Origin of the sequence: Crocosphaera sp. XPORK-15E (assembly GCF_034931425.1) — a bacterium.
In the GTDB taxonomy this organism is placed as follows: domain Bacteria; phylum Cyanobacteriota; class Cyanobacteriia; order Cyanobacteriales; family Microcystaceae; genus UHCC-0190.
Window position 1 is genome coordinate 138,436 of the sequence record NZ_JAYGHQ010000003.1, and the last position, 19,754, is coordinate 158,189.

Annotated in this window: 12 protein-coding genes; 7 read left to right on the forward strand and 5 right to left on the reverse strand. The window is 33.5% G+C overall.

The features are described 5' to 3' along the window. From VB691_RS03585 to VB691_RS03605, 5 genes are all read right to left on the reverse strand, one after another. Complete coding sequence (locus tag VB691_RS03585; RefSeq protein ID WP_323290087.1) at positions 1-654, reverse strand: sulfotransferase family 2 domain-containing protein; 654 nt, start codon at positions 652-654, stop codon at positions 1-3. A 106-nt stretch (positions 655-760) separates the two neighbouring features. Beyond that, the gene (locus VB691_RS03590; protein WP_323290088.1) at positions 761-1,678 is read right to left on the reverse strand and encodes a glycosyltransferase family 4 protein; all 918 of its coding nucleotides are present in this window, start codon (positions 1,676-1,678) and stop codon (positions 761-763) included. After that, positions 1,675-2,214 carry a hypothetical protein gene (locus VB691_RS03595; protein ID WP_323290089.1) on the reverse strand — a complete coding sequence of 180 codons (540 nt, stop codon included), beginning with the start codon at positions 2,212-2,214 and terminating at the stop codon, positions 1,675-1,677. Before VB691_RS03595 ends, VB691_RS03590 begins: the two co-directional genes overlap by 4 nt. Before the next feature lie 82 nt (positions 2,215-2,296). Continuing rightward, on the reverse strand, positions 2,297-3,721 hold the full coding sequence (locus VB691_RS03600) for a glycosyltransferase (protein ID WP_323290090.1): 1,425 nt from the start codon (positions 3,719-3,721) through the stop codon (positions 2,297-2,299). 206 nt (positions 3,722-3,927) lie between these two features. Next, the gene (locus VB691_RS03605; RefSeq protein WP_323290091.1) at positions 3,928-5,562 is read right to left on the reverse strand and encodes a hypothetical protein; all 1,635 of its coding nucleotides are present in this window, start codon (positions 5,560-5,562) and stop codon (positions 3,928-3,930) included. A 202-nt stretch (positions 5,563-5,764) separates the two neighbouring features. Here VB691_RS03605 and VB691_RS03610 point away from each other — a divergent pair, with 202 nt between their 5' ends. From VB691_RS03610 to VB691_RS03640, 7 genes are all read left to right on the forward strand, one after another. Beyond that, positions 5,765-7,138: a glycosyltransferase gene (locus VB691_RS03610; RefSeq protein ID WP_323290092.1), complete on the forward strand. Its 1,374-nt coding sequence runs from the start codon at positions 5,765-5,767 to the stop codon at positions 7,136-7,138. 284 nt (positions 7,139-7,422) lie between these two features. Beyond that, a complete protein-coding gene (locus VB691_RS03615) occupies positions 7,423-8,229 on the forward strand; it encodes a sulfotransferase domain-containing protein (protein WP_323290093.1) in 807 nt (268 codons plus the stop codon). 36 nt (positions 8,230-8,265) lie between these two features. Further along, the gene (locus tag VB691_RS03620; protein WP_323290094.1) at positions 8,266-11,841 is read left to right on the forward strand and encodes a glycosyltransferase; all 3,576 of its coding nucleotides are present in this window, start codon (positions 8,266-8,268) and stop codon (positions 11,839-11,841) included. A 256-nt stretch (positions 11,842-12,097) separates the two neighbouring features. Next, positions 12,098-15,106, forward strand: coding sequence for a glycosyltransferase (locus VB691_RS03625; protein ID WP_323290095.1), 3,009 nt, complete (start codon positions 12,098-12,100; stop codon positions 15,104-15,106). Further along, positions 15,099-16,262, forward strand: coding sequence for an FkbM family methyltransferase (locus VB691_RS03630; protein ID WP_323290096.1), 1,164 nt, complete (start codon positions 15,099-15,101; stop codon positions 16,260-16,262). The genes VB691_RS03625 and VB691_RS03630 overlap by 8 nt, the downstream gene beginning before the upstream one ends. Positions 16,263-16,295: 33 nt before the next feature. Further along, a complete protein-coding gene (locus VB691_RS03635) occupies positions 16,296-18,104 on the forward strand; it encodes a hypothetical protein (RefSeq protein WP_323290097.1) in 1,809 nt (602 codons plus the stop codon). A 37-nt stretch (positions 18,105-18,141) separates the two neighbouring features. Further along, positions 18,142-19,710 (forward strand): ArnT family glycosyltransferase, encoded by a 1,569-nt coding sequence (locus VB691_RS03640; protein WP_323290098.1) that lies wholly within the window; start codon positions 18,142-18,144, stop codon positions 19,708-19,710. Positions 19,711-19,754: the final 44 nt, after the last annotated feature.

Sequence of the window (19,754 nt, forward strand, 5' to 3'; positions counted from 1 at the left end):
TTAAAATTCATAGCCTCCGAATTTTATTTCTTCTCGAAATTTGTGGTCAACAATTTCTTTTAGTTCCTCATCAAAATAATTTGTATAATGCCGCCGTTGAGATTGATTACGAAGGGGTAAGGGTTCATAGGGGATATTAATCATTTTGCAAACTTTTTTGAAATCTTGAGCAAGGGATTCAAATCTCATTAAAAAATTGATATCTCGATCTAGTTTTGGAGATTTCAACTTGATTGATAACCCTAATGGCTTAATAATTATTTCCTGAGAAGAAGTAGAGGAAAGACTGATATAATCTCTCAAAGTTGGTACTTCTGCCACTAAGTTAATAAAATCTTGTCGCACCCAATCTGTTACCCCTCGATGAGGAGAAAAGTACCAAGAAATCATACGATCATAAGGGTTTCTGATAGTAGAAAACTTAAACAGTTTTTGATATATATGGGGTTCTAAAATGTTTTGATAATGTTGTAAAGTGGAATGTTTTGTGACTTCATATTTATCATTTCTGACCTCAAAACGTTCAATACCGTCTTGATGTTTTCCCTCAATTACAATTTTATCCTCAGAATAGTTTCGCAAAATATTCTGAATACTATTGCCTGCTGTTTTCGGAACATGAATAAATAAAAAACCATTATTTATAGAAAGCATAAGTTATCAATTTGTTTAATTGTTTAAGTTTAACTAATTAGAAAATCAAGGGCATTAGTAACTGTTTGCAAACTATTATTTAGAGATTGATTATTACTCAAGAATCTCATCTCTTTGGCGACTCTTTAATAAGTCCCGTATCTTCGTGATGAACAAATTCTAAGGGGCCTCCTGAATCTGTACAAGTAATAATTGGTTTACTGGATAGCATTCCTTCTAGAGTGACATAACCATAATCTTCATCAAGGGGCGGATAAATTATCCCCAAAGCATTGGCATAGTGTTGAATTTTCTCCTCCTCCGTAATACTTCCTAAAAACGTGACTCGATCTGCCACTCCTAATTCTGCGGCTAGGGAGATTAACTTTTTGTGGTAGAAATTATCCCCTGACTTTCCGGCGAATACTACTTTCACTGGATTAGTAGTTTTTGCCAGAGATTGCAGGACAAGTTCTTGACGTTTAATGGGGTTTAAACGACTGGGAAAAAATAAATAGCCTTTTTCCGGTTGACAATGAAATAACTCAGAATTTTTAGGAGGATGATAGAGGGGAATAGAGTCAAAGTTACTAAAGTATTTAAGCCTTTTGGAAACATTAGCCGCAATGGTAAAGATACCTGAACATTCAGCAAAGGTTTTATGATCGGAATTAATGATACTGTCACGAATAGCAAAGCCATCAGGATAACGACATAAATTACAGTATTCATGACCCCAAAGATCATAGGCATCTCGATGTTGATGTAGTAACCACAAAACCTTCCGAGGATGAGGAATTAAATAGGCGGGAAATTTCAGTCCTATGACTTTATCAATAGATTGACCGTGGGATTCGATGATATCTAATAAACGACAAGCTAACATCGTATCTAATATGTTTTGAGGGGGATATCCCTTCAAAGGAACAGCGACAATTTCGACTTCGTGGCCAGCTTCTTGAAGAACACCAAGTAATTCTTCAGCTAAAATTTCTGCTCCCCCTCGAACAAAAGGCACTTGTACTGTAGTAATAATTATTTTCATGATTTGTCACCTCCAATTTTTTCATTCAATTCATATAAATGATCGGTAATTTTTCCGAGAGAGTTAGGCAAGATGGTTGCCGTGATTTGCTGTCCTAGAAGTTGCTGATAATGATTGAGATTTTCTACATCTCTATAAGACTGATAACGTAAACTGACAATCTGTCTAATAAGTTCTTGATTAATGAGGAGAGATTGCTGTAATCCTTCGGCTAAATTTTGATTGACTTCTATTTGATCTTTAAAGAGAATATTGATGAATTTAAGAATTAACTTTTTGAACGGCTTTAATAGGACAAAGGGAAATTTATTTAAACTATCAGGCCATGTTGTTCTTTCTGAACCTCGCAATTGTGCATTTTCGATCAATCCTTCAATATGTTTAACTAAATCAGTTATACCAGAAATATCTACTTCAGGTTCCACAATTAACGGCTGTTGTTGAGGAAGTTGACTCAACTGTGATGCCATTGCATTATCTATCTTTTTTTCTAAATGAGCCAATGTAATTTTTGGCAAGGAATATTGAGTATTCATAAATTTAGGAGGATAGCTCAATTTATTTAACCTAATTATACAACATTGAACACCCATTAAATGAGTTAACAAAATTATATTTTTATTCGACTGTAGAATTATTTAAAATATTTTGATAAGCTTTAATGATGTTTTCTCCTTCTATTCGTCCAGGGGTTTGTTGATTAGTTGACATTCCTTGAGGATTATGGTAGTAGAGAACAACAGGTTCCGCAAGTTTAATGAAAGATGAACCGGAAAAAGCTGCTCTTAACCAAAATTCATAATCGGCTGCTGACTGATATGAAGTATCAAAATAACCTATTTTGTTGTGAAGTGATCTTCTCCACATAGGAGAATTGTGAGGGGAATTAAATTGTAATAAATTATCTTTATTAGCCACAGGTAGATTAGTTCGTATATTACATTTTTCCACGATTTCAAAAGGAAGATTTTCTAGGAAAGAATAATAGACATCTGAATAAACAACATCTACTAAAGGATTTTCTGTTAATGCTTTAATTTTCAACTCTAAGCCATCAGAGCGATGTAAGTCATCCACATTGGCATTAGTTATAAACTCCGAATTTGACTCTTTAATGGCTAAATTCCAAGCTTCGTAAATTCCAATTGTTTCTTGGAGTTTAATATAGTTAATGTTAGAATAATATGTCAAGTAATCTTTGATTATTTCTTGCTCATTTTCAGGAGAATTTGCATCAATTATGATTAGTTCACAATGCTCAAAAAATGTTTGATTAATCATATTTTCAAGAAAGGCTTTTATGAATTTTTTTCCTCGATATAAACTGGTAATAATGGCTGCCTTGGGAATAAAATTATTGATTGAATCTTTGGCTTTTGAAGGGTTTATTAGTTCCCAAGAATGCCTAGTTTCTAAATATTTATTGTTATTATGTTCATGGATTAATTCTGCTGCTGCATTCTTATACCAAGACAAAATCATATTAGCACTAATTCTTTTTTGTTCTCCTAAAATACTTTTGGCTATTCCTAAAATTGAATCTAAATCAATTGTCTCATTGATCATTTTGTCTTTATATTCTTGAGATTCAGTAAAGAGGTTAAAAAGCTCTATGGGATTATATTTGCTGTTCAAATGAATATTAACTTCTGATGGTGTTGGTTCTCTATCTAAAATATATCGATAAAGGTCAATGACATAATTCTTACGTTCTATGTGCTGTTTATTTATTTGGTCTTGATAGGGCGAAGATTGAGTGATAAGGTTTATAATTTCTCTGGGATTATAATTACTATTAAAGTAGTTATTTAGTTCTGATGTCTCTGTTTCTGTTTCCAAGAGATATTGATATAAAATCCTTATATATTCTTGACGTTCTGTTTTTAGTTTATCCATCTCTTGACTAAGATGACTCAATTCATTTGTTAAACTATTGTTTTCTTGAGTAACCAAATCAAGATTAGCTTGGAGGGTTTCGATTTTCTTGAAAATATTAGATGTTAAGGGTAGTTTTTTTGCTATTTTTTTTAAAAAGCTTTTCATGATTGATAAAAAATTACTAATTCCCACAATTTATAAAAAAACAAATGTCTGTACTCATTAGACTCACATTAGACTATAAATGTTTCAAATACTCAAAAATCACTCTACACCCAATACATTTGTTTTAATAAAATTTATTAAATTACTAAAATAGTAGAGAATTGACGAGAGAAATCAGTTTTTAAAACTAATAGTATTTTACCTTTTTATTTTGTTCGAGAATATAAAAATATAGTACCATCGGTATAAGGATTAGTATAAGTTTTTAATAATTTAAAGTTGGAGTTTTGCTCTAAAAAATCAAGTATCTCCGATTGAACTCTACTGCTAGGCAACCAGCTAGGAACCTCGCTGTTATCTGGTTTAAAAGTTATAATAAAATCTGATTGCTGAATTTTATCTATCATGAGCTTAGTATCATCAGATTTAGGATAATGAGCAAAAATCAATCTGCGATCACCAACTTTTTCTGAATAGTAACGTAAATTAGCATAATGCAACCAATGGGAAACCGATGTTATATATACATCATAATTTTCTTGTGAAACTTCAGGTATGTTATTGCTTATAGTTTGGTAAATTTGCTCTAATCGCTGATTATAATATCTAGTTTCAGCTAAGGAACCTGATCTGGGTGCGGCAGTATCATTAGTAGCTGGCCATTGAAATAAAAGTAGGCTTATAGAAAATATACTGGCTAAAGTCAACAAAATTATTCTTCTCAGAGCAACTTTTTTAACGGTTAAATAATATTGAATGATATAGGTGATCATCATCACATAAGTGAATAAGAAAAAACAAGGGAAAACAACCCCTGTAAAGGGAGTTTTATGCTCTGAGACAGTAACAATGGTATAAGTGATCAAAATACCTCCAGCCAGTCCAGATACTCGAACCATTGAACCCCAATCTTTTTTATAAATAACAATAGTTACGGTTATTATTGCTATGAACAACCAAAGATATAGCCAGTTGTTGAGCATCATTTTTCCACCAAACCCTGTTAAATAAAAAAGGATATCTTCGAGTAATGAACGCTCTATTGGTTGCCAGATATCAATATCAACAACAAGAGTTTGATAGATATATTGAACAACTTTCTTAAAAGCAAATAAATAATGAGGCAATGCTATTAATATAGCTACCCCAAAACAACGAATAACTGGAATTATAATTTGTTTCCATTGAACTTTATAACCACCAGCAAAAATTTCAATGAGAGTAACAATACCAATAGCAGAAATCGCTAAAACAATTGTTACTGGACTTATAGCTGGTTTACTGAGCAAAGCAAATCCTATTAATATTCCAACCATAAAATGCCGATTTTTACTAGCAGCAAGCCAGGGTCTTTCGGTAATCAGAACAACAAAACTAGCCATCAAAAGTCCACAAAAAATATCAGGGCGACATTCAATGATTAAATGGCCTGGAATTAACCAAGTGAGACTTGTTATTACAATAAAGATTTTCCAGGCAATAGGTAAATTACCAGATAAATAGTCTATAAACAATAACAACAAAAAAACTAGAATAAAATTAATGGCTGAAGGGGCCCAATCTCTAATTCCAAAAAAAGCAAATCCCAGGAAAGGTATCAAGGTACTCAGAGGTGAATGGGGAGGTTTTTCTATATGACTCGTTAGTAAACTTAAAACCCCACCATCATAAAAAATACGCAATCTTGTTAAAGCGTCATCAAAGTAAGCTACATCATCAAAAGAAGGAGGAAGGGCTAACTGTCCTTGGCGTAGTGAATGCTGTATTTGTATAATTGTAAAAATAATTGATATTACAACCCATAAGATTAGATGATAAAAATTGATTTTATTTTCTTTCATCTCTATGATCCCATATTTTCTAGATATTATCATGTCTATTAATGTATATTTGTGCAATCAGAGGAAATAATTGATTTGATGATTTTCCCAACTATTAATATTTTTTCAGTCCGAACTACTACGCTATGATTGTTTTTTGTGTAAAATAATTTTAAAATAAATCTTAGCATGAATTAAATCTTAGAATAAATTGCTAACTACAATGGTCACCGAAACTGAACAATCTCGAAAATACTCTCTCACCACTGTTATTGACGGTGTATTTTTCCAATTCAATCAAACAGGAATTGCTCGCGTTTGGCGTTCTTTATTAGAAGAATGGGCTAACTCCGACTTTGGGCAACACCTCCTCGTATTAGATAGAAACAATACGGCTCCAAAAGTTCCAGGAATCAACTACAAACTGATTGAGCCTTATGATTATCGCTATAGTGCCATAGATTGCGCTAAACTGCAAGGAATTTGCGATGAAATAGAGGCCGATATTTTTATTTCCACCTACTATACCACACCCCTTTCGACTCCCACCGTCTTCATGGCCTATGATATGGTTCCTGAAGCCATGCAATTTGACTTAAATGAACTGTGTTGGCTAGAAAAACACCGAGGAATTCTTTATTGTAGTCAATATTTGGCAATTTCTCAAAATACAGCCAAGGATTTAACCAAGTTTTTTCCTCATATTTCTCCAGAGTTGGTGACAGTTGCCTATTGTGGGGTTGACACCTCCTTTAAACCCACCTCGCCAGATAAATTAAAACAATTTAAAAGCAAATATAATATAAGTAAACCTTATTTTCTATTGGTGGGTTCACGACTTAGCCTGAAAGGATATAAAAATGCCATACTTTTATTTAAAGCCCTTGCTCAATTAGAAAATTGTCAAAAAATTGCTGTAGTTTGTGTAGGAGGAGAAGCAACATTGGAGCCAGAATTAAAAACTTTAAGTCACAATATAGATGTTCATTTATTAAGGCTTGAGGATGACGAACTTAGCTTAGCTTATGGTGGTGCCATTGCTTTAGTTTATACTTCAAAATATGAAGGATTTGGACTGCCTATTGCTGAAGCAATGGCCTGTGGCTGTCCTGTCATTACTTGTTATAATTCTTCCATACCTGAAGTTGCAGGGAAAGCTGCTTTATATGTGAGTGAACAGAATGTAAAAGAAATAATTGAGGCATTACAAATCGTTCAAGAAACCAACATTCGTCAGCAACTAATACAGCTAGGATTAGAACAAGCAAAACAGTTTTCTTGGAAAAAAATGGCAGATATTGTCGAGCGGCTATTGACAAAAACTGCCCTTGAATATCAAAATAAACCAGCGACTCAATCCACATTGATTTGGCAAGCATTCAGGCAAGAACAAAGTTATAGAGAACTGAAAGATCTTTCAATTGAAAAGTTAGACAAGCTAACTCAAGAAAACAACAATTTATCTACAACTATTAAAGAATTAGAGCAGAAAATTGAAGATTTATCCACCACAAAAGCGGCAATTCGTAAACTTTATGCAACTTTTTCCCAGAAAATCGGTCTAAGAAGATTAATTCAAAAGACCTCTAAGCATTAATGATCGCTGTCACTTATTTTTAAGACAAAATCCTGAGAAAATTTATTATCATTGACCATTCCCTCTGTAATCTTCTTTGATTAACAAAACTCTGTATTGCCTTATCTATGAATTTCTCGGCATTCTTACAAACCGTTATCACCGAGCTCTTGACATCTTCTTGCTTTAACATTGATTGAATGGTAAACTTTAGTTTGATAAGTACGATGGCCAAATACTTGAGCATTTATCAAGTCTGGCCGACTACTTTCATTTTTATTGGTCACATTAAAAATATTTAACTTATGAAAGTAGAAATTTCTTTAGAATCCCAACAAATTCTAACCTTAGACTTGTTATCACCTAGTCCCTACCCGGCCTTTTTTATTTTTTCTTTACATAAAGCGGGAAGTGTATTATTGAATCAAATTATTATTGATATTACTAATTATCTGGGTATTCCAAGGGTTGATATAGCTGGTAGTGCTTTTTCAGAAGGAATTACCTTGGAGCAGTGGGTTAATGACAATGAACTATCTAAAATTATTCAAGATGGTTATTGTTATTCAGGTTTCAGAGTGATTCCTCCTTTTATGAAAGATAATTTAATTTTAAAACGTAGCAAGAAAATTCTATTGGTTAGAGATCCCAGAGATCTTGTTGTGAGTCGCTTTTTTTCAATCGCTTATAGTCATACTATTCCCGAAAAAGGATTAAGACAAAGTATGATGTTATCTGCTCGTCAAAAAGCTTTAGAAATGACGATTGATGAATATGTGGTTAAGGAAGCATCATTCTTTCTAAAAAATTGGAATGATTACCATAATTACTTGGATTTTAATCAAGATTTGCAAATTTTTCGTTATGAAGATGTTATCTTTAATAAGGAAAAATGGATTATTGATATGCTTGAGTTCCTTAACTTCAACATTCCTCAAGAAACTATTAAACAAATAGCGAGTAAATATGATATCCGTCCAACGGAAGAAAACCCAGATAATCATATCAGAAAAGTGACACCTGGAGATCACAAGGACAAGCTAAAAAGCTCAACAATTGAGACTTTAAATAATTTGTTTGGAGATATTCTTAAACGATACCAATACACTTAACTAATAATTATAAAAATCTCAATTTACTCATCACTTATGAAAAAATTCGTTATTATCGATCACTCACTCAGTAATCTCCAAGGACATCATTATGAGTGTAGTATATCTGTTGCTGAAGCTGCTGCTAGGCAAGGTTATTACCCTATAATCGTTGCTAATCATACCTTTCCAAAATCATTATATCCTGATAATATTCAGATCATTTCAGCTTTTGAAGTCGATTGGTTTAATAACCCTGTTTCTTCTAAAAGTTTGGGCAACTGGAAAGATAACTTTAAAAAAATCCTTGAGGTTTTAAGTGATAATCCTTTAGAAAAATTATCCGATAAAATTAGTGCTAAACTAACATTTTACTTCATGTATTGGGAATTAACTCAACCGAAACTTAAGCTTTTTTTAGAAAAAGTTCAAGGAAGTACCTCAAGATTAGGTCATTGGATTAAACAAGATATTGAGTTGCTTCGTTCTATTCCATTATCTAATACTTTGTGGGGAATATTTAAAATTATTTGGGGAGTATTAAGATATGTTATTACTGTTATTTCTAGAAAGATAAATCAAGCATTAATTAAATTATTAACATCAAAATATAGAAGTTTTAAAGATAGTTTATCTCAGGTTTTAAAAGAGATTAAAGTTACCACAGAAGATGAAGTTTTTATTCATACTATTGGTATTGAACAAGTTGAAGAAGTTTATCATTTGTTAGCCTCAAGTGATCGCTCTCAACTGCCTCGCTTTCATATTCTTTTGCGTCGAGATATTGAAGATCCTTTGGTTATTTATGCAAAAGGAATGGGGTTAAAAACAATTCTCGATCAATGCTATGAGTCTCAATTATGGCCCAATATTATACAGTTTTATACAGATACTATTGATCTAGTTCAACGACATAATACCCTAAGTAAAGTTATTTTTAGTCAAATTCCTATTCCATTTCGACAGGAGAAGTTAAAGGAATCAACAGAAAAATTAAGTCTAAATAGACCTATTAATGTTGTTTATTTAGGAGATGCAAGGCCCGAAAAAGGTTATCATTATTTACCTGATATTGTTCAATATTTATGGAAAGATTATATTCAACCTGGCCAAATAAAATTGACGATTCAATCGAATTTTAGTATTGAAGGGGGGGAAGGTTTAATTCCCCAAGCACGTCTAGAATTAGAAAGATATCCACAGCAGAAAGTAACCCTAATTAAAGAAGCAATGTCTGCTGATGATTATTATCAACTTTTAGGGGAAGCTGATCTTTTAATTTTACCTTATGATCCTCATAGTTATCATGTTAGAACTTCAGGGGTGTTAACAGAAGCATTAGCAGCAGGAAAACCTGTTGTTGTTCCTAGTAATAGTTGGTTAGCAAAGCAAGTCGATTTGTCAAGAGCAAGTATTTATGAAAAACCAGAGAAAATTGCTCAAGAGGTGATTAGAATTATCGAAAATTTACCCCAATTTTCGGGAGCAGCGAAAGCATTCTCTAAGGGTTGGTGTGAACAAAATTCACCAGATAGTTTAGTCGATGTTTTACTTTCTAAGACTAATCATTTAACTAATATTAATACTGTAGAAGAACAAGTAATATTTGAAGTCAATAATGAGACAGTATCTCAACCTGTTCCTTTATTAGTTCCGAAGGTTCTTTTGATTTTAGAAAGTGATTTATTCTTAGATAAAAATCTGATTGCGCCATCTTTTATTAATCAGATTGAATATTTAGGACTTTGTGGTTATGATATTTATGGACTATTTTTTGCCAACAATGAGCAATGGAAAGGTGATAATTATGAGCCTTTTTATCATCAATTATATCCAGTGCTTGATGAAATTTTTCAGGAATTTCCCTTAAAACAACGATGGATAGTTAATTATGAATCGCCTGATCTAATGCCTTATAACATTAATCCCAAAGACTATATTCAAGAGTTTTTGAATCAAGAAACGAGCTTAAAAAGAGATTTAGTTGATAGATATAATTTAATTATACCCTCGGATTTAACTCAATTATTACAAACAAATCAATTTGATGTTATTATTATGAATTCAATTGTTAGTTACAGTATTATTGATAAATTTAATGTAACTCAGTCTTCAATTATTTGTGAAGTTTCTACCATTAAATCCTATCAATATGCTCTCAATAATCATCGAGAGATTGATTTGAGTGAGTATCAATTAGAATGCCAGTTATTGAATCAATGTAATGTGTTAATTCTTCATTATGATAATGAACTTGAAAAACTAGAAGAAACAGTAAAAAATCCTGAAAAATATATTATTCCAGTTGCTCAAGATTCATCTAAAATTGAGTATTTTAAGATGATGTATTCTGTCTTTACCTCAACGCTTAATGAACGGGCTTTATCCTTAAAAGAAACAGGCAAAAAGGTCGCCATTTTATACCCTTGGGGAGATATTTTAGAGCGAAAAAGTGGCGCAAGTAAAAGGGTGGGACTACTAATTGATTATTTAAAATCACAATCCTATCAAGTTTGGTTATTCACCACAGGAGAAGCAAAAGATTTCCGAGAGGATGATGTACATTATACCTATTATCAACAGTCCTATCAAGATTATTGTTTAGTAAAAGATATTTATGCTGATGCCTATAAATCTTGGTTTGATGCCCTAAATTTTGACTTAGATGAACAGAATCAATTCCTAGAAACTTCACAAGAATTTAATCATTGGTTGCCTTGGATATATTATCAATATCGCTTTGATTCAGGGTTTATTAACTGGGTGAAAACCTTAGCAGAATGGGCAGATACTATCATTTTAGAATATCCTTTTTGGGGTTTAACAGTAGCAGATATTTGTCATCAATCTGATACTCAATTAATTGTAACGGCTCATGATATTTTAGCGCAACAACTTGACTCATCTACGTTAATAGGAAAAATTGCCCTAACAGAAGAAATTAAGGCATTAAAACAAGGAGATCATTTGATTTGTGTTTCTCCGAATGATCAGGCTTTTTTACAGCAGTATAAACTATCTTCAATTGTTATTCCTAACCCAGTTGATCTAGAGCAAGATCAATATTATAAATCAACCGAAATATTGCTATCAGAAAGCCATTTAAAACAACTCAATCAACCTTTTTGTTTGTTTGTGGGAAGTCAGCATCAACCAAATATAGAAGCGGTCAAAATTATTCGTCAAATGGCTGAAGATTTTTCTCAAATTCATCCTGAAGTTGATTGTCAGTTTGTTATTGTCGGTAGTTGTTGGGAACCCGAAGAAAAAGATAACTTTATCGCATTAGGGAAAGTAGAAGATCAAATACTTTCAATGTTATATAATCAAGCAGCCTTAATTATTTTACCCCTTCTTTCAGGAACAGGAACATCCTTAAAAACCGTCGAAGCAATGGCCTATGGAAAAGTCATTCTCGGAACAACTGTCGCCTTTCGAGGTTATCCTATGGTGTCAGGAAAAGAAGGAATTATTTGCGATAAATTAGAAGAATATCCCTCTCTCATTGTTAAACTTTTGAATAATCCTGAACAAAGGCAAGAAATTGGAGACAATGCTCAACAATTTAGCCAAAAGTATGATTATCGTAACTTATACAGTCAATATAAAGATCTGATTGAAGGAAAAAAATAGGGTGAGTTAGGGAACTTATCTGCAAATATAAACGTCAGAACCATCATCAATATGTTATTATGGGCTTCTTTTCTAAGTCAGGTTGCAAAAACCATGATTAGTTATTGTAAACTAAAATGAGGTAAAACATTAAAATTACTGACCATTGATGAGTTGACTTACTGTACTATTGTGAATAAGATTTGACGAATGCCACTCCTAGATTTAGATAAAAAAATTGATTAAGCGTGCGAACCAAGGTCCAAAATATAACAAGATGAAAGTCCTTATTGCTGATTTCGATTTATTTAGTAAGGTTGGCGGTGGCCAAACCTTTTATCGCAGTATTATCAAAAAAAATCCCCAAATCGACTTTTATTATATTGCTGAAAAAGAACCACGAGAGACTCCTCGGCCTAGTAACGCTCACGCCCTTCCCTATCAAGAACAGTTTCTCTTAACTGACTTTAAAAATTTCTTCGAGGTGACACCGCCCAAATGGGTAGAACGGGCCTTTGTTATGGCCAGTAATATCGCCGCTTCTGCTACAAATCAACAGTTTGATGTCATTGATGTCCCTGACTATGAACAATGGGGCATATTTTTGCGGCCTGCCCTCAAACATTATGGTGTTACCTTTAATCGCATTGCTTTGTCAATGCACGGAAAAATTTCTAAGACCCTTAGTTTAGATTGGTTTGATTTTGGCTTGGATAATATTCCGCTAGATCTCCAAGAAAAAATGCAATATAAGACGGTAGATCTGCGTTATGGCATTAGTAAAAGCTATTTAGATGAATGGCGAGAATTTTCCGATTTCGACTCCCATTATTATAATCCCCTCTATTTTATTGACTTACCTAAACCCACCAGAGGTTTACCCTCAGAAGCTCCTCCCAGTCTCAATTTTATTGGACGGACAGAAAAGAGAAAAGGCCCAGATATTTTTATTGATTTAGTCTGGTGGATTCCTAGAGAAAGCTATAGTCAAGCAAGTATTATTGGCCCCCATAGTTACAATTACAATAATACTAAATCATCTCAAAAGTATCTAGCGGAGATGATTAATCATCGACAGAAAGATCTGAAGATGCTTCCCCCCATGACTCGCTCAGAATTAGTGGAATTATTTGCTAGTAAATCTATTACTTTTCTGCCTTCACGATACGATACCTTAAATTTAGTTGCCTTAGAATCTCTATTTTCAGGTTGTCCCACAGCCATTGGCAATGGTGCAGGGGTTTGTCGCTTTTTAGAAGAAAGTTTCCCTGCTGTTCCTTTTATCAAAATTGATATCAATGATATCTATACTGCGTTGCCTAAGATTCAAAATATTCTCGATAATTATCAAGAATATAGGGAACATTTAGTCGATACACTCCTTTCTTCTAATTTAGAAACATCCGACCCCATTTTAGAGGAAATTTACAATCAGCCTTTAATTTCTGATACAGAAATTAATGAAGAATTAGCCCAATGGTATGCTCAATTAATTAATTATTGGGAATCGGGACAAGTCGGATTTAGTCTCTCAAAATTACCTGCAATTAAAGGGATTAAATCCCAAATCAAGTCCCAGATTAAACCTCTTTATAAACAAATTAAAGCCACTATTGGAGAAACCAAAGAGCAACTAAGAAAGCCTTTAGAAGAACCTCGCAATGCTCAAACTTTAAAAGCTCCCAAATTAGTTAAACGCTATAAATTTACCTTCAATGCGTCAGAATTAACCCAAAAAGACCTAGGGAATAAAGTCAAAGAATGCTGGAAATTAGGCTCAGCCTTTGGGGGAGAAAATCAGAATTTACAAGATCGCTTAGGTAATGGCTACCGCATAGATCGGGTTCGTTTATGGAGAGAAATTGCCAGAATTGAAGAAATACGGGGTAATGAACTGGTTTCAGCTACCTATAAACTCAGAGGAATACGCCTATTAGATAAAGATTTATTTGGGGATCTTTCATATATCATGCGGGCTTTAAATAATCAAGGGTTTCGTCGTGAAGCTCAAGTTATTGATGCTATGTATGGCAAAACTGGTGAACGAGAGACAAAGTGTTATGAATTAATTAAACAGACTGTCTCAGATAATTTATTAAACCCACAACGGGACTATGAATTTATTGATGATCGCCGTGATAAATCTGCTTATCGTGTTAGTGTAATTGTCTCTTTATATAATGCGGCTGACAAACTTCCCCTATTTCTGAGAACCTTACAACATCAAACCCTAATGCAACGGGGAGAAGCCGAAATTATATTAATGGATAGTGGTTCCCCAGGGGATGAATACCAGATTTTCCAACAATTGGCTCCCGAATTAAATCTGCCCATTGTTTACGCAAGATCTCAACAAAGAGAAACCATTCAGACAGCTTGGAATCGAGGAATTGACCTATCAAGAGGAAGTTTTTTATCCTTTTTAGGAGTAGATGAAACTATTTTACCTGGTTGTTTAGAAATCCTCGCCGCCGAATTAGATAAAGATCCCGAACTTGATTGGGTAATTGGTCATAGTTTAGTCACCAGTGTTGATAAAAATGGCAGTTGGGTTAATGATGTTATGCCATACAATCGTAGTAATTATCATCAGGATTTAGTGTACTTAGAAACCTGTTATTTATCTTGGGTGGGGGCATTATATCGCCGATCTATTCATGATCGTTTCGGTTACTATGATGGCAGTTTCCGAGGGGCAGGGGATACAGAATTTAAGAGCCGGATGTTACCCTTTATTAAGAGTAAAGTTGTTGACCAAACTTTAGGGGTCTTTTGGAACTATCCTGATGAAAGAACCACCCAAAGTCCCGCCGCAGAAATTGAAGATATGCGGGCTTGGTATTTACATCGAACTTTAGCCGGAGTGCGCTATGCTTTTGCTAATAGAAATGTCGAGGATCTCGAAAAATTAATTTACTCAACATTAGGTTATCGTAAATCTTACTGCACTCACACCAGTACAGACTTAGAGTACGCTTACAACTTAAGTTTATATTTAAAAGAGGTGCATCCTGAATCAAAAGCCTTACAATATTTTAAAGGAATTGAGACTTTATTAAAAGCCTATCGTTCCCTAGATTGGATTCCGAAATTGTCGCGCTTTTCTCCCTTAAGCCAAGTTTTACAAACTCGGAAAATTGCCAATCAAATTCAACAAGAACATCAGGCTTCTTGGAATCCTAACATGAGTTTGGAACTCGCCCCTAATTATCGTATTTTTAACGATAACCGTCATGAACAACACGCATTTCTTTGGTTAACTGAGGTAGAAAAAGCTAATGATTAATAACTTGAAAAATTGGCTAAAAATTCGTTTAGCAAGAGCCTTAGCTCCTGAAATTGATCAACTTTTAGGAGTTGAGCGCAAACTGGAAGATGTTCGACTCTATGGTATCGCTCCCTGGTATCAAGAAAACTTCTGGGAACCCCCTGTTCAATTAGCATTACGGGATCTTTGTCGCCCTGGGGATGTAGTCTTTGATGTGGGGGCAAATTTTGGCGGTTTAACTACTATTATGTCTCGTATGGTAGGCCCAAAAGGTGTTGTTTGTTCCTTTGAAGCAAGCCCTCGAATTGTGGATAAATGTCAACGAAATTTAGTGTTAAGTGGTTGCAGTAATGTGCAATTATTTCATGCCGCTGTTTATTATAAATCCTATGCCAAAGTCCCTATCTATTTAGGGAGCCATCTTAATGACAGTATCTACAATAATCAACCGAATGAAACGGCAGCTTATGAAGTTTCAACTATCTGTTTAGATGATTTTGTTAAACATACAGGTTTAGTGCCTAATTTGGCCAAAATGGACATTGAAGGAGCGGAATTTGATGCCATCAAAGGAATGGCAAATACGATTAAATCAGCCAAACCTCATTTAATTTTAGAAACTCAGCCTGATGATACGAATTGCCTCGATTTTTTAAGAGCAGAAGGTTATATTGCCATAGATTTAAACACCTATCAAGTGGTTGAAAGTTCGGCAGATTATCCTGAAGGGGTAGGCATTCGTAACAATCTTTATATTCATCAAGATCGCTTGTCTGAAGTAGCTTATAATCCTCCTTTTAATTTCAAAGATTTTGCTACTTTAGAGGCTGCTGATTTTCAGTCTAAACCTGATGGCTCAATTGGGTTAAAAACCCCTTTAATTCTTGATAGGGGACGCTACTTAATTGATGTTGCTTTTAAGGCTCAAGGAACCGATAATGACCTAACTTGTGGTGTTAAGGTTGGCAATAAACCGATCTTCCGTTATCATGCCTATAGCAACTTGTTAGCCTCTAGTTATCGTGACTGGGTTATTCATCTTTCTGAAACCTCAAAGGTTGATTTATATTTTGATTTTCTTCATGGAACTCGTGATGAAACATTATCGGTTCAAGGGGCCAAAATTACTCAAATTTCTGATTTTCAAGATTTGCCCACGAATCTTTATATCTAACTTACCGACTTAGGGAGATTTGCGATTAAAATCATGTTAATTCCATTAATTAGTTTGAGCCTGGGGATAGTATTATTAGGGTTGTCCTTTTTGACGTACATAGGCCATCCTTCTTTTAAAAGTATTCCTAGTATTTATAAGCTAAAAGGTAATCGATTTTTTGTTTTGGGAACAAGTTTAATTTCCTTGACCTTAGCTTTAGGAATTATTGGTTATATCGGTTATGCTGATGCTTCATTACTAAGAAGCGTCAGACTTGTTTTGGGTGTGGCTGGTATTCTTCTCATCAATTTTAATTGGTTGACAAAAATTGATTTAGAATCGAAGGAATTAAGTAAACTAGAGAAAAAACTTGCGCCTGTCCTCAAGTTTATCAATGCCAAGACTGTTTTGACTATCTTTTCAATATCAATTCTCTTTTCAATTTTCTTAATTAGCTTTTTTGATGGTAATTACGGAGGAGATGCTTATATGTATCATCTTCCCTTTGCTGCCAGACTTTGGGGAATTATTACCCCAGAACAGTATACTTTTGAATATAATATCGAAAATCGTTTTCTTGGATTTCCTCTTTTAGCTAATTGGTTACAAGGTTTATTCTGGGTTATTGTTAAAAGACCAGAAGCCACGAACCTACTTGCTTATTCTAGCTTGTTAATATTTATTGCTTATTTGCGTTTTTATCTCAAAATACCTTTTTATCTTGCTTCTCTTACTCTTTTAGCAGTGCCAATGGTTCAGATGCACGCCGCTAGAAGTTACATTGATTTACCTGGCAATGTTGGTGTTTCTATTCTTATTTTAACTACCTATCTTTTATATATCAATAAACTTGAATTTAACAATAAAACTTACCTAGTAATTTTTCTATCATCAGCTAGTGCAGCGAATACCAAATTTCAGTTAATTCCCGTTGTTTTTTTAGCCCTATTATTGCTTTTACCGAAAATTGTTAGTAAATATTGGCAACTCAAGGGTAATACTAAAGACAACTTAATTCGGGCCTCAAGAACCTTGTTACTTTGTTTATTAGCAAGTGTTATTATTTTTATTACTCCCATCAAAAATACGGTGCTTTATGCTAATCCTTTCTATCCCGTTAAGGTCACAATTGCAGGAGTTGTTCTTAACCATAATGAAGCACCCCCTGACTTCATGCACAAAAATATTAGAGAACTTCCCCCTCATTTCCGTTGGGGGAGATCCGTTCTAGAAATTGATGTGTTCGACAAAAGAAGACCTTGGCCTTGGACATTAGCAATGGACTTTATTTCTTGGGATGAAGAAAAGTTTGGTTTGGGTGGCTATTTTGGAGGATATGTTATCTTTAATTTGATTTTATTTATATATTTGTGCTGGAAACATCGTAATAAGGAATCAAAAATTGCCATCATTATTATGCTTCTTATGACTGGCATAACTCCCCTTTTACCTCAAGCCTATGAATTAAGATATTATATGTACTGGATGATGATTTTTGTGTCTTTAAATTGTTATCTACTATGTCGTCTGGTTGAACAATCTTCTCAAAAATTTATTAATCCGAAAAATTTCGCGTTAGTTGCGACATCATTTATCCTAATTTTCGTCCACAAAACTAACGGTTTCTTTACTTATCCCGCCTATGAGTCTCTATCTAAGTACATTGAGGTTAATGTTCAAGAAGAAACTTTCAACAAGATCAAAGATGGCGATAAAATTTGTTTGGTAGGTAAAGCCCCCCATAGCTTTTTTTATAGCTCATATTTTCATCCTGACCGTAACTATTCACTTCAGTCAGAATTTGAGATGAGTCCAGAATACATTGAAGCTAAATGTCAAGGAAGAAAAATATTGCAATAGTTTATTTTTATCAATTATTACAAGGCGACTTTAACTAATGCTGAAGTTTAAAAAAATCAACATTCCCTATCTTCCTATTATCTTAATCCTTGCCTTTTTATTAAGGGTAATGTTTTTAGGCACAATTCCTAACGGTTTTTTTACCGATGAAGCATCAAATGCTTATGATGCCTATTCTATTCTTCATACCTTACGGGATCAATATGGGGAATTTTTGCCCAGGTATTTTAAGTCAGCAAATGATTACCGTGAAGGGTTATATATGTACCTGATGGTTCCTTTCATTAAAATATTTGGACTAAATCCTTTTGGGGCGAGAATAACCTCAGCAGTGATTGGAACTCTAACTGTTTTTGTGGTTTATCATCTTGCTAAAGAAATTTTCAATCAAAAAATTGGCTTATTATCTGCTTTATTTTTAGCAATATTACCCTGGCACATTCATTTTAGTCGCACCACCTTTAGAGCGATTTTACTGCCTTGTTTATTTTGTTTGAGCTTACTATTTTTTGTTAAAAGTTTTAAACAACCTAAATGGCTAGTTTTCTCTAGTTTACTGTTTGGCATTAGTATCTATACCTATAATTCAGCTAGAGTTTTTATTCCTCTATTTATGCTAGGATTAGGTGCCATTTATTGGGAACATCTCTGGAAAAATAGAAACCATACTATCTTAGGATTAATTGCTTTTCTCATTATATTTATCCCTCAACTTATTTATCAACTCTCTCCTGAAGGCATGGCCAGAGCAGATGCTGTCGGGATTCAAACAGATATCAATAAAATTATTAGTGATTATTTATCCTATTTTAGTCCTGATTTCCTATTTTTTAAAGGCGATCCCATTCCCCGTCACACTATTAATAAGATGGGAGAACTATATTCTTTTCAAATTCCTTTATTAATTATTGGAATTATTGAGTTAATTAGAAATAAAAATTCTAGCAAATGGATATTATTTCTGTGGCTGTTTTTATATCCTATTCCTGCTGCTTTTATTTCTCCGTATAGTGCAGTCAGAACTTTAGCCGCAACCCCTTTATTTGCTATTTTATCCGGTTATGGAACGATCCAATTAATCGACTTCTGCAAAGGTAAAATCAAAATGATTGTAACTTTTATTATGATCTCAGTTATCTTTGCTAATTTAGCGATTTATTCTAAGCGGTATTTTGTTGAATATCCTCGGTGGCATTCCGATGTTTGGTTATCGACTTTAGGAGAAACCATTAATTATGCAGATAAAACTTCCTATAAGTGTATTATTTATAGTAGTAATGCCTATAGTGAATACGCTTATATAATGATTCCCTTTTTTACTAAAATGCCTCCAGCCAATTATCATAAACTTGGCATTGATATTGTTGAGAATAAATTAGATATGGGAAGATGGAAGGTCGAAAATTTAGAAAAGAAAATTGATGACCTCAATACAAATTGTCTTTACCTTCTCTATAATGGCCCTAATCCTGAAAATAATACAATATTTAAGGGAAAAGATGGTGGTATTTTGTATGAAAAATATCAAGAAAAATTAATTTATTCGCCTAAAGATCTTAATGGTGTTGAACAATATAGATTAGTTGAACTTAAAAAACAAAGCTAGAATTAAATTGAACTTTACTTTGGGGTGAAACTTATCAAAAATAA